Annotated in this window: 15 protein-coding genes; 8 read left to right on the top strand and 7 right to left on the bottom strand. The window is 64.7% G+C overall.

The annotated features are described in order from the left end of the window. Positions 1-72: 72 nt before the first annotated feature. Together ABIE00_RS10260 and ABIE00_RS10255 are read right to left on the bottom strand one after the other, a co-directional pair. The gene (locus tag ABIE00_RS10260) at positions 73-876 is read right to left on the bottom strand and encodes an alpha/beta fold hydrolase (RefSeq protein WP_354259804.1); all 804 of its coding nucleotides are present in this window, start codon (positions 874-876) and stop codon (positions 73-75) included. A 52-nt stretch (positions 877-928) separates the two neighbouring features. Continuing rightward, positions 929-1564, bottom strand: a complete 636-nt coding sequence (locus tag ABIE00_RS10255; protein ID WP_354259801.1) for a dihydrofolate reductase family protein — start codon at positions 1562-1564, stop codon at positions 929-931. Between the two features lie 136 nt (positions 1565-1700). Here ABIE00_RS10255 and ABIE00_RS10250 point away from each other — a divergent pair, with 136 nt between their 5' ends. Together ABIE00_RS10250 and ABIE00_RS10245 are read left to right on the top strand one after the other, a co-directional pair. Beyond that, a complete protein-coding gene (locus ABIE00_RS10250; protein ID WP_354259798.1) occupies positions 1701-2465 on the top strand; it encodes an MBL fold metallo-hydrolase in 765 nt (254 codons plus the stop codon). Positions 2466-2662: 197 nt separating this feature from the next. Next, positions 2663-2803 (top strand): hypothetical protein, encoded by a 141-nt coding sequence (locus ABIE00_RS10245; RefSeq protein WP_354259795.1) that lies wholly within the window; start codon positions 2663-2665, stop codon positions 2801-2803. A 40-nt stretch (positions 2804-2843) separates the two neighbouring features. Here the strand turns inward: ABIE00_RS10245 and ABIE00_RS10240 are convergent, their stop codons facing one another. The 3 genes from ABIE00_RS10240 to ABIE00_RS10230 all read right to left on the bottom strand — a co-directional run bounded on the left by ABIE00_RS10240 (position 2844) and on the right by ABIE00_RS10230 (position 5150). Then, on the bottom strand, positions 2844-3503 hold the full coding sequence (locus ABIE00_RS10240) for a cyclodeaminase/cyclohydrolase family protein (RefSeq protein WP_354259792.1): 660 nt from the start codon (positions 3501-3503) through the stop codon (positions 2844-2846). Positions 3504-3629: 126 nt separating this feature from the next. Further along, positions 3630-4406, bottom strand: a complete 777-nt coding sequence (locus tag ABIE00_RS10235; RefSeq protein ID WP_354259789.1) for a glycoside hydrolase family 16 protein — start codon at positions 4404-4406, stop codon at positions 3630-3632. 360 nt (positions 4407-4766) lie between these two features. Continuing rightward, positions 4767-5150, bottom strand: a complete 384-nt coding sequence (locus tag ABIE00_RS10230) for a VOC family protein (RefSeq protein ID WP_354259786.1) — start codon at positions 5148-5150, stop codon at positions 4767-4769. 98 nt (positions 5151-5248) lie between these two features. Between ABIE00_RS10230 and ABIE00_RS10225 the strand changes: the two genes are divergently transcribed. Beyond that, positions 5249-5659 carry a DUF3054 domain-containing protein gene (locus ABIE00_RS10225; protein ID WP_354259783.1) on the top strand — a complete coding sequence of 137 codons (411 nt, stop codon included), beginning with the start codon at positions 5249-5251 and terminating at the stop codon, positions 5657-5659. Between the two features lie 107 nt (positions 5660-5766). Then, the gene (locus tag ABIE00_RS10220) at positions 5767-6048 is read left to right on the top strand and encodes an Lrp/AsnC family transcriptional regulator (protein ID WP_003800871.1); all 282 of its coding nucleotides are present in this window, start codon (positions 5767-5769) and stop codon (positions 6046-6048) included. 95 nt (positions 6049-6143) lie between these two features. On the opposite strand, the gene trpD is transcribed toward ABIE00_RS10220, so the two are convergent. Continuing rightward, positions 6144-7199: an anthranilate phosphoribosyltransferase gene (trpD, locus tag ABIE00_RS10215; protein ID WP_354259779.1), complete on the bottom strand. Its 1056-nt coding sequence runs from the start codon at positions 7197-7199 to the stop codon at positions 6144-6146. A 148-nt stretch (positions 7200-7347) separates the two neighbouring features. Between trpD and ctaE the strand changes: the two genes are divergently transcribed. The 4 genes from ctaE (at position 7348) to qcrB (ending at position 11679) form a co-directional block, all read left to right on the top strand. Further along, positions 7348-7986 carry an aa3-type cytochrome oxidase subunit III gene (gene ctaE, locus ABIE00_RS10210; protein WP_502914210.1) on the top strand — a complete coding sequence of 213 codons (639 nt, stop codon included), beginning with the start codon at positions 7348-7350 and terminating at the stop codon, positions 7984-7986. Between the two features lie 87 nt (positions 7987-8073). Continuing rightward, a complete protein-coding gene (qcrC, locus tag ABIE00_RS10205) occupies positions 8074-8862 on the top strand; it encodes a cytochrome bc1 complex diheme cytochrome c subunit (protein WP_331568653.1) in 789 nt (262 codons plus the stop codon). A 98-nt stretch (positions 8863-8960) separates the two neighbouring features. Then, positions 8961-10031 carry a cytochrome bc1 complex Rieske iron-sulfur subunit gene (gene qcrA, locus ABIE00_RS10200; protein ID WP_331568651.1) on the top strand — a complete coding sequence of 357 codons (1071 nt, stop codon included), beginning with the start codon at positions 8961-8963 and terminating at the stop codon, positions 10029-10031. Beyond that, complete coding sequence (gene qcrB / locus ABIE00_RS10195; RefSeq protein ID WP_354259774.1) at positions 10009-11679, top strand: cytochrome bc1 complex cytochrome b subunit; 1671 nt, start codon at positions 10009-10011, stop codon at positions 11677-11679. The genes qcrA and qcrB overlap by 23 nt, the downstream gene beginning before the upstream one ends. A gap of 132 nt (positions 11680-11811) precedes the next feature. Here qcrB and ABIE00_RS10190 read toward each other — a convergent pair whose 3' ends face one another. Beyond that, entirely contained in the window at positions 11812-12603 is a 792-nt protein-coding gene (locus ABIE00_RS10190) for a GntR family transcriptional regulator (protein ID WP_354259771.1), read from the bottom strand. Positions 12604-12649 lie beyond the last annotated feature (46 nt).

Raw genomic sequence — 12649 nt, 5'->3', positions numbered from 1 at the left:
ACGCAGACCCCCGTGTGACCTCCTGAATGGCCAGATCGAGTCCATCCCCAACGAGACCCTGGAGAGGCTCTGCTAGCGACGTTCCCGCACTCGATCCAGCCACTCGGTAATCAGGGCCTTGAGAAGGCCGGGCTGCTCGTGCGGTAATGCGTGCCCGGCCCGGTCGAGCACGGCGAAAGTGGCCCGTGGATAGTGCTCGAGCAGATCCCATTGACCGGCGTATCCCACCGTGGAGTCCTGGCGGCCGGTGACGATGAGGACGGGGCCGGAGTACGGTTGGCCCGCTTCGGGACTGCTGCCGAACTGCCAGTGTTGGCCGATCCGCTCAAGTCCGGCCTCGTCGACCAGACCCAGGGCGGGGGCAACGTACTCCTTGTATCGCTCCAGCGTGGCCTGAGTCTGCACGACAAAGTAGTCTCGATACACGCTCTCGTCGGCGGGACCAAGCATCTCGCCCGGATCGACCGAGGATTGCAACACCTGATGCACAGGAAGTTTTGGGGCATTCTCGCCCAGCGGACAGATCACCGCGAGCCCCGTCACCCGCTCAGGGCGCCTGCCGGCGATGGCCCGGGCGTAGTAGGCTCCGGCCGAATGGCCCATAAGCCCGAACTGTCCATCGCCGATCACCCCATCTACAAACGCGAGCAGGAGGTCAAGAACCTGATCGCCGCTGCCCAGCGTCCCCGCCGGCGTGCGCCCCATGCCCGGCAGGTCAGGGTAGACGCGCCGATAACCAGGTAGCTCGCTAAATATCGGCTCCAGGGCACCGACCATCTCCCGGTGATCAACCCCGGCACCGTGCAGTATCAAGACCGGAGCCCCGGCGCCGTGCTCGACATAATGCACGGCTATTTCGCGTGTGTTGTACTCCACAGGGTCAGCCTAATCTTGGTCTGTGGGCAACCGGGCCAACGTCGTCGCAAGCCTAACTGAACACGTCTTCGGGGCCGGCCGTGGAGGTCGCATACTCCGGCCGCCCGAGCGGCCGGTACGTCTGGATGGTGATGCCCCGGGACGTGGTCCGCGAGCTGACCAGCTCGAGCGCCATGTCAGGACCGGAATCGGGAAACAGCCGTGTGCCCTGGCCGACGACGACGGGATACGTCACCAGGTCGAGCCGGTCCACCAGGCCGTTGGCCAACAGCGACCGGACGAGGGCGCCGCTGCCCGGCACCAGCAGCTCGCCGTCGCGTTTCGCCTTCAGCTCAGCGATGGCCGTGACAACGTCGCCCCGCAGGACAGTCGTTCCCACCCACTGCGGATCGGTAAGGCTGGTGGACACCACATACTTGGGCCGGTTGTTAAGCGCGGCGGCAATCGGGTTCGTTTCGGGATTTGGCATCACTCCCCAGTAGCCCGCGAAGATTTCGTACGTCCGGCGGCCGAAGAGGAACGCTTCCGCCCCGCCGTAAACCTGGTTGAGGTAGTCCCCGGCTTCAGCGTCGATAAGCGGGATCGCCCAACCGCCGCGCTCGAAGCCGCCGCGGCGGTCCTCATCCGGTCCGCCCAACCCCTGCATCACGCCGTCAACCGAGACGTTGGTCGTGGTGGTCAACCTCATGTCGTGTCACCTCGTCGAACAACGGCCGCGGACCCCTGCTGGATCTGCGCTACCGGCTACAGACAAGCACACTTGCGGTGGCCATGCGAGGGAAAAATGCGCATGGATCCCGCTGTCCGGTGGCTAGGATGTGCATGTGAAACCGCGAACCCATCAGTGGCAGGCCTCCGCCAGCACGTCCGAGCCGTCCCGCGGTGTCTTTTTCGTTGAGGGACCAGCATCAAACTGGGTCGTGGTGCGCGACGAAACGGGATTCCTGGTCATCGACAGCGGCTACCCGTCCGACCGTCCCCTGGTCCTGGAATCCATCCGCCATCTGGGCCTGCGGCCGGCTGACGCCCGGGCGATGCTCATCACGCACGGCCACGTCGACCACACCGGGTCAGCGGCTTACTTCTCCGAAACCTACGGAACGCCCATCCTGTGCGCGCCGGAAGAGCTGGCCCACGTCCAGGGCAGGGAAAAACACCAGGTCACCCTGGGCCAGGTCGTCGTCCGCGCATGGCGGCCCCGCGTGTTCCGCTGGATGGCCCATGCCGTCAAGGCTGGAGCCCTCCAGTCGAAGCCGGCAACGGATGCCCGGGCCTGGAGCGCCGACACGCTGAAGAAGCTTCCCGGTAAGCCTGAGGCCGTTCTGCTGCCGGGGCACACCCCGGGCAATGTCGCGGTCCTGTTTCCCGAAGCGGGCGCCATAGCGGTCGGTGATTCCTTCGTCAGCGGCCATCCGCTGAGCAGGACCCGCGGGCCGCAGATGCTGCACCCGATGTTCCATTCCGATCCAGCACAGGCGCTCGCAGCCACGCACCGCCTGGACGACATCGACGCCTCGGTGGTGCTGCCGGGCCATGGTGCCGCGCTCCCCATGCCGCTGGCCGACGCACTAGCAGCGTTGCGGGGCTAGGAATAACGGCTCCCGTCGCATAAAATGAATGACGTTCATTTATATGGTGCCTGCCTCGTCAAGGGGTGGGGCCGACGCCGTTCAAAACCAAAGGAGCCACCGACAGTGACGCCGGGACAATTACAGGGAAAATCCATGATGCGCGCGACCTCATAGGGACCGAGGTGCGGGTGGAACGGGCAGGAAAGGTCATCCGCGTGGGGTATATGGAAACCGCCACGCCGTCCGGGGAGCTGTTCTGGATCAGGGCCAACGGGTGCGAGCCCCGTGAACTGTTCGGTTCGGCACTGGGCCACACGGTTGTCCCTGCGTCCGAACCTGACCAGGTGGCCGGCTGAATTCCTGCCCACACGGGCGTGGCAGCCCAGGAGCCAGAGCCTAGGGACCGCCAGCGCCGGAACGGTGGTTCACCTCAGCGGTCAGCCGGTCGATCCGGTCAACGGCGGCATCAAGCTTTGAGACAGTTGCCCACAGGGCAGGCTGCTCTTCCCGGATCTGTTCCGGCGTGCGGCCTGCAGACGTGAGCGCAGCGAGGTCGAAACTCACGTTGGTCCGGGCCCCGGTCACCGCCGCCCTGAGGGCCCCGAAGGCGACGACGACATCGGCAACCAACGCCGGGTTCCCGTTGGACGCCAGCCACGCCAGATCCGCAATGGCATCGATGGCGCGCTCCCCGAGCACGGCAGAGGCCTTGGCAGCGTCCACAGACGCCCGGTGTATCGCATCCTCCCGTGCCGGCCCCGGATCCAGCCGGAAGGCGGCGCCAAAAGCCTGGGACGCTGAAGCATCCTCATCGGCCAACCGCAGTGCGGCTTCCCGCAGGGACCGCACCCGCGCGTGAATATCGGCCAGTTCCTGCCTCGGGCGCCCGTCAACTTCCGTATATCCGGCGACCATGGACGCCAGTGAAGCCGCGATGGCAAGCATGACACCAGCTCCGGCGCCGCCGCCAGGGGAACCGACCGACTGCGCCAGGGCCTGCGTCCAATCCTCAACTGTCGAACGCTGGGTCGTCACCGCCATCGAATCATCACTCATGGCACCAGTCTGCCCCACGCCGCACTTTCTGCCCGGCCGAAAACGCCTGGGGAAAAGGCTGACAGAAAAAATGGACGACGGCGGGAACTCCCGCCGTCGTCCCCCGGAGACTTTCCTGATCCGGTGCTACCGGTAGACGCGCACCCAGTCGACGATCATCTGTGTTTGGTTGGTGATGGTTCCGTCCGGGAACCAGTCCAGCTGCAGTGTCTGGTGCATTCCCACCGTCGGCAGGTGGGACGGGTGCGTGTCGATGTACCACGGGACACCGTCGATGTAGCCGGTGATTCCGGTCCGGGTCCACTCGACGGCGTAGTTGTGCCACTGCGTCAGGTCGATGGCCTTGGCCGCCCTGGTCTGGTAGTTGGACCTGGTGCAGGCGTAGTGCAGGCTGAACTTGATCACATTGACGTTGCCCAGCGCCTCCGCGTAATCGACCTCGGCGCAGTTCGGCGACTTGTTGTCGTTGGGCCAGAGCAGTACCACGGGGTGGTATTCCACATCCCGGACACTTGTCCTCATCCGTGTTTCCCAGCGGCCGTACTTCTGTTGGGCGAACTTGGCCGATACCCCGCCCGTGGTGCCGTGTGCGTCACCAGTGATGAAGAGCGCACCGCTGGCAACTTTCACTGCTTTAGGGCTGCGGATCCCGTTGCCGGCGTGGCCCACGCTGTCGTACACCTTCCACTTCAGCGGGTTGGGCGGTCCCAAATAGTTGAACTCATCGCCGGCAACCACCGGACCCCACTTGCGCAGGACTGCCGCCTGCACGTTCGGCACGACGGTGGCGGCGAACGCGCCGTCCCCATGCCCTGCGGAGAAGTCTTCGTTCAGATTAATTGCCGCCACATTCAACGCAACGGCCGCGATGATTGCCGTTGCCAGCTTTCGCCTCCACAACATGTCCTCACCTCGGTTTGCAGCCTTCGCAGCGCCCCGCCCAACGCATCCTGTTCAGTACCCTGCCGACAGGCTACAAACAGCAGCTTGGGAAAACCTTGGGGTTCGTGGGGGGACGGCCCGCCCGGGTGACTACCCGCCGTCGTAAGCGCGCTGGAGGTCAGCGATATCCAGCTTCTGCATGCCCAGCATGGCCTGGACCGCGCGCTCGGCGCCGGCCGGGTCCGGCCTATTAATGAGCCGGCTGAGAACCTTCGGGACTATCTGCCACGAAACGCCGTACCCGTCCTTGAGCCAGCAGCCCTGGCCCTCGATTTCAAATTCGACGACGACAGCCTGGCCTTCCGGGCCGGCGCCGACCGCTCAGGCGGGCGTCCCGGCGCCGGGCGAATGGCTTACCAGCCCGACCGTGTTGCCTTCACTGTCCCTGATGAACGCCATCCATTCGTCCGTACCCGCGGGGCCGAGCCGGGCATCATCGTGGTGGAAGATCACGTGCGGTGCTCCCACCACCTCCACTCCCCTTGCTTCCAGCTCCGCGACACTTGACCGGACGTCGGTGACGTTGAGGTAGATCAGTGACGACGGCGCTCCCCGCTCCAGCAGCAGCCGGACGCCGTCGAGATCGAAAAACAGCAGACCCGGCGGGTCGAAGACCGCCGCCGGGTCTGAGCCCAGGAGAGCGGAGTAGAACTCCGCCGCACGGTCAAGGTCCTCGGCGTGCTGCGCGATCTGGGTGAGCTTCACCTGGCCTCCTTCAGGGGTGCACATGGGTTCCTGCCTGACATCGTCACGGCATATTCGTGCCGGGGCAAGAGCCGCCAAAAACGGATAGGCTCGGAAGCATGCCTTCCACAAGAGACCGTTCCGGAACACGGGCAGTTCCGGCCGTCACAGCAGCCTCAGCGGCGGCCGATGCCGTCCTCATCCTGGTTTTTGCCGCCATCGGCCGCGACGCCCACGCGCGCGGTGAATCGGTGACCGGAATCCTGTCCACCGCCTGGCCCTTCCTGGCCGGGGCAGCCGTCGCCTGGCTGCTGCTGCGGGTCTGGCGGCGGCCTCTGGCACTGTGGCCGGCCGGTGTGGCTGTCTGGCTGGGCACAGTGGCCATCGGCATGGCGCTGCGGGCGCTGACGGGACAGACGGTGGTCCTGCCATTTGTGATTGTGGCCCTGCTGAGCCTGGCGGTGTTCCTGCTTGGATACCGCCTCATCGCCGCCATAGTTCTCCGCCTGCGCGCACGCCGCCGCGCCTGACTCCATGCGGTGCACCCGCCGGGCCGCCCGGCGGACGGCCACCCATGTGCCGGCCAGCCTATGTATTAGGCTGGCAGCACAGCTCAACAGATCCGGAAGGGTTCACAGTGATCACCGCATTCGTCCTGATCAAGACAGACGCCTCGCGCATCCCCGAAACGGCCGAGGAGATATCAGCCATTGAGGGCATCAGCGAGGTCTACTCCGTCACCGGGGAATGGGACCTGATCGCCGTTGCACGAGTGGCACAGCACGAAGACCTCGCGGACGTCATCGCCGACAAGCTGTCCAAGGTGCCCGCCGTCGTGCACACGACTACCCATATCGCCTTCCGTGCTTACTCACAGCACGACCTCGATGCCGCGTTCGCGCTGGGTTTCGAGGAGTAGGTTTCCCGTAATCAACGCCGTTAGCTGACGTCAGAGGGCCGGGCACCTGCAGGTGCCCGGCCCTCTGACGTCAATGCCCTGGGAGGTTGGCTGTCCTAGGCCTGCGAGAGGCTGACCCATTTGTCGAGAACGGCAGCGGCCGCGCCCGAACCAATGGATTCCGCAGCCCGGTCCAGTGCAAGCTTCATGCGGTCCGTCAGCGTGCCGTCAGCCTGCAGGTCGTAGGCCACCAGGCCCGCCGCCGCGTTCAGCAGCACCGCGTCCCTGACCGGGCCCGTTTCCCCGGCCAGGACATTCCGAACGACGGCGGCATTCGCCTGGGCGTCGCCGCCACGCAACTGCTCCACGGTGGCCTGGCGGATCCCCAGGTCCCGGGGCGAGAAGGTCTGTTCGGTCACCCCGCCGCCGCGGATTTCCCACACGGTGGACGGCCCGGTGGTGGTCAGCTCGTCCAAGCCGTCGCTTCCACGGAACACCAGGCCTCGGCTGCCGCGCCGCGCCAGGACGCCTGCCACCAGCGGCGCCATGCGGGCGTTCGCCACGCCGACTGCGGAGGCCTGCACCCGGGCGGGGTTGGTGAGGGGGCCCAGGAAGTTAAACGCTGTGGGGATCGCCAGTTCACGCCGGGGCACCGCGGTGTGGCGAAAGGACGGGTGGAAGACCTGGGCGAAGCAGAACGTGATGCCCGCTTCCTCGGCGTTCCGGGCAACGTTGGCGATGGGGAGATCGAGCCGCACACCCAGCGCTTCCAGGACGTCCGCGGACCCCGACGACGACGACGCCGCCCGGTTGCCGTGCTTAACGACCTTTGCGCCCGCCCCGGCACAGACCAGGGCAGCCATCGTGGAGATGTTAACGGTGTTGAGTTGGTCACCGCCGGTGCCCACGATGTCCAGCTTTTCGCCGGTGATGGAGATCGGATTGGCATGGGACACCATGGCGTCCACCAGGCCGGCAATCTCCTCCACTGTCTCGCCCTTGGCGCGCAGCGCAACCAGGAAGCCGGCGATCTGGACGGGCGTGGCGGCCCCCGACATGATGGTGTCCATGGCCCATGCCGTGCTGTCCGCGCTCAGGTGGTCGCCGTTCAACAGTGCCGAGATGAGGCGCGGCCAGGTGTTGCCTGCCGGTGCCGATACCTGAGAAGTCACCTCCTGATGCTATCGAGGAGCCCGTCGCAAAGACCAATGTGAACGCCGCCGGGAACTTTTCAGCGCGATTTCGCGTCTTTGTAGAAAAAGTCTCCGCAAAAGGCGGTTTGCGTTGGGCAAGCCGAAGTTTTACAGACATAATGTCTATGTGACATCTGCGACCCATGCCCCCAGTACCCCTGCGCACCCCACGCTGAACCGCCCGAATATGGTCTCCGTCGGGACCGTTGTCTGGCTCTCCAGCGAGTTGATGTTCTTCGCCGGCCTCTTCGCCATGTACTTCACACTCCGGTCCACTTCCGGCCAGTTGTGGGCTGAAGAGACGGCCAAGCTCAACTTCCCCTTTGCGCTCGTTAACACCATCGTCCTCGTGGCAAGTTCCTTCACTTGCCAGATGGGCGTTTTCGCCGCCGAAAGGCTCCAGCCGCGACGCAGCGGCGGGCCCCTCCAGTTCACCCGCTGGGGCATGATCGAATGGTTCACCCTGACCTTCCTCATGGGCGCATTCTTCGTTGCCGGCCAGACCACGGAATACGCCATGCTGGTCTCCGAGCACGTGTCGCTGTCCTCTAACGCCTACGGCTCCGCCTTCTACATGACCACCGGCTTCCACGGCCTGCACGTCATCGGCGGCCTCGTCGCCTTCCTCCTCATCATGGGCCGCGCCTTCGCCGCCAAGAAGTTCGGCCACTTCGAGGCGACCTCGGCCATTGTCACCTCTTACTACTGGCACTTCGTGGACGTCGTGTGGATTGGCCTCTTCCTGGTCATCTACGTCCTCAAGTAGTCCGACTTTCCTCCCTCTTCACCAAGAGAACGTATTTCAAGAAGCGGCTCACGGAGCCGACGCACGATCGAATAAAGGAACCACCACGTGAAGGCACTCTCGCAGAAGCGACGTCACCCACTGGCAGCAATAGCCCTGCTGTTGATGGGCCTCCTCCTCACTGGTGGGCTGTACGCCGTTGCCACCACAGTCAACGAGGCCAAAGCCAGCACTGCAGAGTTCACCGCCAGCGATACACAGGAAGGCCAGAAGCTCTTCGAAGCCAACTGCGCCACCTGCCACGGCATGGGTGCCAGCGGTACGCAGGATGGTCCCTCACTGGTCGGCGTCGGCGCCGCCGCTGTTGACTTCCAGGTCGGCACCGGACGCATGCCCATGCAGATGAACGGCCCCCAGGCCTACAAGAAGCCGGCCCAGTTCAACGACACCCAGACCCACCAGCTGGCCGCGTACGTTGCTTCGCTGGGTGCGGGTCCGGCCATCCCGGCCGAGGAATACCTCGACGAAAAGGGTGATGCCGCCAAGGGTGGCGAGCTGTTCCGCACCAACTGCGCCATGTGCCACAACGCTGCGGCTGCAGGCGGTGCCCTCACGCGCGGCAAGTTCGCCCCTGCGCTGGCCGATGTCACCGGCAAGCACATCTACGAAGCCATGGCCACCGGCCCGCAGAACATGCCGGTGTTCAGTGACTCGAACATCACGCCCGAAGGCAAGCGCGACATCATCACCTTCCTGAAGCAGATTGAAGCCAACGGCTCCCCGGGTGGCGCAGACCTGGGTGCCCTGGGCCCCGTTTCGGAAGGCCTGTTCGTGTGGATCGCGGGCCTGGGCGTCATCATCGCCTTCACGATCTGGCTGACGTCCCGCACGTCCTAGCCAACCCGGCACAAAGAATGTCCTGCTGATCACTCAGCAGGTTTGGAACTGAACATTAACTCGGCAAAGGCCGAGACGAGAGAAGGATGAGGCGAATCATGGGCAACCATAGTGACGGCAGTCCGAACCACTCGGGCACCGTAGCTACGGCTGGTCAGCATGAGGTGGAGAAATTCCAGGATCCTGGAATTCCCCCGCACCGCTTGCGCCTGGCTGACACGGACCCGAAGGCCGCCAAGCGGGCAGAACGGCAGGTTGCTGCACTGTTCGCAATCTCAGTCGTTGGCACCATCATCTTCCTGGTGGCGTACTTCGCCATCGATCTGGGAGACGACTCCAGCGTTGCGACGATCCGGCTGCAGAACGCACTGCTCGGCATCGGAACGGCGTTTGCCATGCTCGGCATCGGCACCGGCATCGTGCACTGGGCCAAGGCCCTCATGCCGGACCACGAAGTTTCCGAGGAACGCCACGCGATCCGCACGGAGGACGACCGCCAGGCTGCGGTCCGCATCGTCGATGACATCGTGGAGGAAACGGGCATCAAGCGCCGTCCCCTCATCCGGAACACCCTGCTTGGCGCAGTCGCACTGGCACCCCTGCCGGCCCTCGCCATCTTCGGTGACCTTGGACCCCGCCCGGACGACAAGCTGGCGCACACCATGTGGGCCCCGCAGGACGGCAAGCTCAAGCGCCTGACCCGCGACCCCGATGGCACCCCCATCAAGGCCTCGGACGTCACCATCGGTTCCGCCTTCCACGTCATCCCGGAGGGCCTGAACGAACTGCACGAAGGCAAGCTCAACGAAAAGGCCAAGGCCGTCGTTCTGCTGATGCGCCTGAACCCGCAGGACCTCCACATTTCTGCGGGCCGTGAGAACTGGAGCTACAACGGCATCGTTGCGTACTCCAAGATCTGCACCCACGTCGGGTGCCCTGTTGCCCTGTACGAGCAGCAGACGCACCACCTGCTGTGCCCGTGCCACCAGTCAACCTTCGACCTGACCCAGGAATGCAAGGTTATCTTCGGCCCGGCCAGCCGCCCGCTCCCCCAGCTGCCCATCGCAGTTGACGATGAGGGCTACCTGGTCGCCACCAGCGACTTCAAAGAACCTGTAGGACCAAGTTACTGGGAGCGTGATGAGCATGACCGCCGCATCAACAGCTGAAGCCCCCGCCTACGTAGCCACCACTAAAACCGGACGCTTTACTGACTTCGTCGACGAGCGCGTCGGCGGATCCGGTATTCTCCGCGAATTCGGCCGCAAGGTATTCCCGGACCACTGGTCCTTCATGTTTGGCGAGGTGGCGCTGTACTCCTTCGTCATCCTGCTGATGTCGGGAACCTTCCTGACATTCTTCTTCGACCCCTCCATGGCGGAGACGCACTACGCCGGCTCCTACACGCCGCTGAAGAACGTCGAAATGTCCGTCGCCTACAGCTCGTCGCTGGACATCTCCTTCGACGTCCGTGGCGGCCTGTTCATGCGCCAGGTCCACCACTGGGCAGCACTGCTGTTCGTTGCCTCCGTGGCTGTGCACATGCTCCGCGTGTTCTTCACCGGTGCGTTCCGCAAGCCCCGTGAAATGAACTGGGTGGTGGGTGGCGTCCTGCTGATCCTGGCCATGGCTGCCGGCTTCACCGGTTACTCCCTCCCCGATGACCTGCTGTCCGGTAACGGCCTGCGCATCATCGACGGCGTGATCAAGTCGATCCCAGTGATCGGCACCTACATCTCGTTCTTCCTGTTCGGTGGAGAGTTCCCCGGCACGGTCATCATCAGCCGCCTCTACACGCTGCACATCCTGCTCGTGCCGGCACTGATCCTGCTCATGATCGTCATCCACCTCTTCATGGTGGTTGTCCACAAGCACACGCAGTACCCCGGCCCGGGCCGCAACGACCGCAACGTCGTTGGCTACCCGCTGGGCCCGGTCTACGCTGCGAAGGCCGGCGGCTTCTTCTTCATCGTGTTCGGTGTCATCGCGCTCATGGCTGCGTTCTTCACCATCAACCCGATCTGGAACTACGGCCCGTACGACCCCTCCCCCGTGTCCGCAGGCACACAGCCTGACTGGTACATCGGCTGGGTTGACGGCGCACTGCGCCTGATGCCCGGTGTGGTCAGCGGCTTCCACTTCGAATACATCATCTTCGGCCACGTCCTGACGCTGAATGTTCTGCTTCCGGCACTCGTTCCGGCAGGCGCTGTGTTCACCGTGCTGTTCACCTACCCGTGGATCGAACGCTGGATCACCAAGGACAACCGTGAGCACCACGTCCTGGACCGCCCGCGCAACGCCCCCACGCGTACGGCTATCGGCATGGCCGGCTTCACGTTCTACTGCGTCATGTGGGCCGCCGCGAGCTCCGACCTCATTGCAACGCACTTCCACGTTGCACTGAACGACGTCACGTACTGGCTGCGCGCGCTGTTCTTCCTCGGACCGATCATCGCGTTCGTCGTCACCAAGCGCGTGGCGCTGGCCCTGCAGCGCAAGGACCGCGAAATCGCCCTCCACGGCCGCGAGACCGGACGCATCGTCCGCCTCCCGCACGGCGAGTTCATCGAGGTGCACGCACCGCTGGACGAGTACAAGCGCTACAAGCTGGTTGGCTTTGAGTCACCCGTACCGCTGCCGGCACAGCCGAACGAGCACGGCGTGGTGACCCGCAAGGAAAACCGCCGCGCCAAGCTGTCCCGCTGGTTCTTCGAAGACAGGGTTGCCCCGGCAACGCCTGCCGAACTGGAGGCCGGCCACGGCCACCACGAAGCGGTTGAAGCCGGCGAGGGACAGAAGACCCTGAGCCACTAGAGTTTCACCCCAAGCACCACACAGAGAAGGCCCGGTCCGCCAGGACCGGGCCTTCTCTGTGTCTTAAGACCCCCACGCTGCGGTAGAGACCTGTCCCGCAGCGGCCCGCCCCAAAGGGAGCAGCCGGCCAGGCTACTGCTGGCGGTAACCCGACGCGTAATTGCGCGTAGGCCGGACACCGGGCCGCTGCAGGGGCACCCACAGCTTGTACCGGTCTGCACGGTAGTAGGACACCGAGTAGTCCACCATCGCCCGGGCCACGAAGGCATGCCGCTGAATCTTCAGCAGTGGCGCCCCGTTCTCAACGTTGAGCAGCCTGGCGATGGAGGGCGACGCAGCCGTGGCTTCGATCATGTCCTCGCCCCATTCCATGACCAGGCCGAACTGTTCGCTGAGGACGTTGTAGAGCGAGGTTGGCGGCTCGCCGTCGAGCAGCCCCGGCACCCGGTGGGCGGGGATGAAGTTTTCGTCCACGCTCATTGGCTCGTTATCGGCCAGCAGAAGGCGCCGGAAGCGCACCAGGGGTGTTCCCTCCTCCAGCTGGAGCTCGCGGGCCAGAAAGGCACTGGCAGCGATCTGCTCGAAACTCAGCACCTTCGCAGCCGGCACCATGCCGCGGCGCTGCATTTCCTCGCTGTAGGAGGTCAGCTTGACCTGGAGGTCGAGCTTCGGTTTCCGGACGAAGGTGCCGAGCCCTACCACCCGTTCGATGACCTCTTCCCCCACCAGGGCGTCGATGGCCTGGCGGACGGTCATCCGGGCCAGGCCAAACCGTTCGGCCAGGTCCCGCTCGGAGGGCAGTGCCGAACCTGGCGGGCACGACGTCGCGATGTAGGTCCTGAGGATCTCACGGAGCTGGACGTAGATCGGCGTCCCGCTGGTTCTGTCGATTTCACCGGCTATGCCGGCCACGTTAGCGGCCACGGCGGCCGCACCTGCATTGCATTCTCACAGTTCAAGGGTAAGCCAA

Origin of the sequence: Arthrobacter sp. OAP107, from assembly GCF_040546765.1 — a bacterium.
In the GTDB taxonomy this organism is placed as follows: Bacteria; Actinomycetota; Actinomycetes; order Actinomycetales; family Micrococcaceae; genus Arthrobacter.
Note: the sequence above shows the minus strand (reverse complement) of the source record. Positions and strands in the feature narration are given on the sequence as shown.

Bases quoted from the DNA above. Each gene is read 5' to 3' on its own strand.
- qcrA (WP_331568651.1), top strand. From the start codon at position 8,961: ATGGGCAACCATAGTGACGGCAGTCCGAACCACTCGGGCACCGTAGCT.
- ABIE00_RS10235 (WP_354259789.1), bottom strand. From the start codon at position 4,406: ATGTTGTGGAGGCGAAAGCTGGCAACGGCAATCATCGCGGCCGTTGCG.
- ABIE00_RS10240 (WP_354259792.1), bottom strand. From the start codon at position 3,503: ATGAGTGATGATTCGATGGCGGTGACGACCCAGCGTTCGACAGTTGAG.
- ABIE00_RS10225 (WP_354259783.1), top strand. From the start codon at position 5,249: ATGCCTTCCACAAGAGACCGTTCCGGAACACGGGCAGTTCCGGCCGTC.
- ABIE00_RS10255 (WP_354259801.1), bottom strand. From the start codon at position 1,564: ATGAGGTTGACCACCACGACCAACGTCTCGGTTGACGGCGTGATGCAG.
- qcrB (WP_354259774.1), top strand. From the start codon at position 10,009: ATGACCGCCGCATCAACAGCTGAAGCCCCCGCCTACGTAGCCACCACT.